Raw genomic sequence first — 1,795 nt, forward strand, 5'->3', positions numbered from 1 at the left:
TCAGCGTACAATGTCAAATACTTTTTTTAAGTTTTTGGATAACTCTAATACACCTACCATAAATAAATTTTTTTACAAGTAGCATTTAACCAAGTTTATATATGAAACAGGCCTCCTTTTCTTGATTTAGAAATGGGTAACACTCGCTTCTTTCTCTGCATGGATGCATTCTGGCATAAAGTACAAATTAGAATTAACGTACTGATTCGCATTTACAGAACGAATGGGATATGGCTGATCTGCGAGGTCTGTGCCTCATGAAAGTTGGATTCGATCTCCACTCGAACCAAAAGAAGGTTGCCTGTTATGATGTGACATACGCTAAACTGCTAAAGGTTGTGAAAGTTTTTTGGTGATTTCCTGTTCATAATTAAAATCAGGATGATGCCAATGAAAAGGTTGTTGATTTTTTATCATTGCAAATGCAATTTTTATAAATTTGTTTCCCATGGCAATATAGATTTTTCGTGCCTTTTTGCCTTTTTCCTTTAATCTGGTATAAAAGGGCTTCAAAGCTTCATTATGTGTAGATAGACAACGCCCAGCGGTATAGATAGCTCTTCTTAGATTGGCGTTTCCCTGCTTGGAAATACATCCAAAGTAACCACCATCTATTCCTGATTGTTTGATGATCGGATTGGTTCCGGCCTTTTTAATAAGCTGACTGGCGCTATGATAATGGGAGAGATCCCCCATTTCACAAAAAATCTCAGCCGCAGTAATAAGCCCAATACCGGGGACGGTGAGTAAAAGAAATCCCTCTGTTTGATGGAAGAGGCGCTCGATTTCTTTGTTATATAATGCAATATGTTGGGTGTGCCAATCATAGGCCCTTAGCTTTTGCTTTAATAGAAATAGCTCACTAGATAGTTGTTCTAAAGGCTTAGAAACACTCTCTTTCGCTGCAAAAAGCAGCTTTTCAATTGCTGTCTTCCTCATTTTGAGGTTGTGTTCTTTAGAGAGCTTTCTTAACCCAATCTCGCCTAATTCAAGGATATGGGTAGCGTGTGGGTAGTGTTTTAGTAGGTGAAGGCTTGCCTTCCCCCAAAAATCACTAAAAATCTTTGTTGATTTGACTTTATTATCAACCAGTACGCTAACCCCCTGATATTCACGCCAAATTTGGTCATGGATACCGCGAAGTTCCATTTTGATGCGGGAGCGCTTATTGATCTCACTTCGTCTGGCCCTTGTTAAGTTTTGAAGTTGTTTATAAACGCCGGAAGCAAGTTTTGAATGGGTCGCTTTGTTGCCTATCAAGGCTTCAGCAATAAGGTATAAATCAATATCATCTGTTTTTGTGTAAGTCAGATGTTGTTTTCGTTCTTCATGAGTAGTAGCTGGATTGACAATGTGAACAGAATAGCCCTCCTCTGTTAAGATACGAACAATGTCTTCATAGTGATGCCCAGTGGCTTCTATCCCCACAAATATTTTTTCAGCGCTACAGGTCTTTTTAGCTTCCTCCATCTTTTGGATAAGAAGTTTCATGCCAGTCTGGCTAACCATGAAGGAGAAAGAAGGCTCTATCACATCACCAAAGTAATTTAGAATCATGGATTTCTGTAAAACCTTTGAAACATCAATAGGAACTAGCAATACTTTTTCTAAATCAGCACCTTTCAGTTCTTTTGCGAATTGACTTCTTCTTAATCCTTGTTTACCATTAAGTAGTCTCATGGACTATGCCCTCCTTTGGATTGGTGGATGATTGATTAAACTTGGTTAAGTATTTCAATCGTAGCATAGTCAATGGGACTTTTTGTGTACGAATTAATTATTTCATACACCAGAA

Annotated in this window: 1 protein-coding gene; it reads right to left on the minus strand. The window is 38.2% G+C overall.

Annotation, left to right across the window (positions count from 1 at the left end; all coding sequences use genetic code 11):
- Window positions 1-321: 321 nt before the first annotated feature.
- Entirely contained in the window at window positions 322-1,680 is a 1,359-nt protein-coding gene (locus tag JOD18_RS24045) for an IS110 family RNA-guided transposase (RefSeq protein WP_204672009.1), read from the minus strand.
- Window positions 1,681-1,795: the final 115 nt, after the last annotated feature.

The organism is Gracilibacillus alcaliphilus (genome assembly GCF_016909015.1).
GTDB classification, from domain to species: domain Bacteria; phylum Bacillota; class Bacilli; order Bacillales; family Amphibacillaceae; genus Gracilibacillus; species Gracilibacillus alcaliphilus.

Excerpts from the sequence above, each read along its gene's own strand:
- JOD18_RS24045 (WP_204672009.1), bottom strand. The coding sequence starts at position 1,680 with ATGAGACTACTTAATGGTAAACAAGGATTAAGAAGAAGTCAATTCGCA.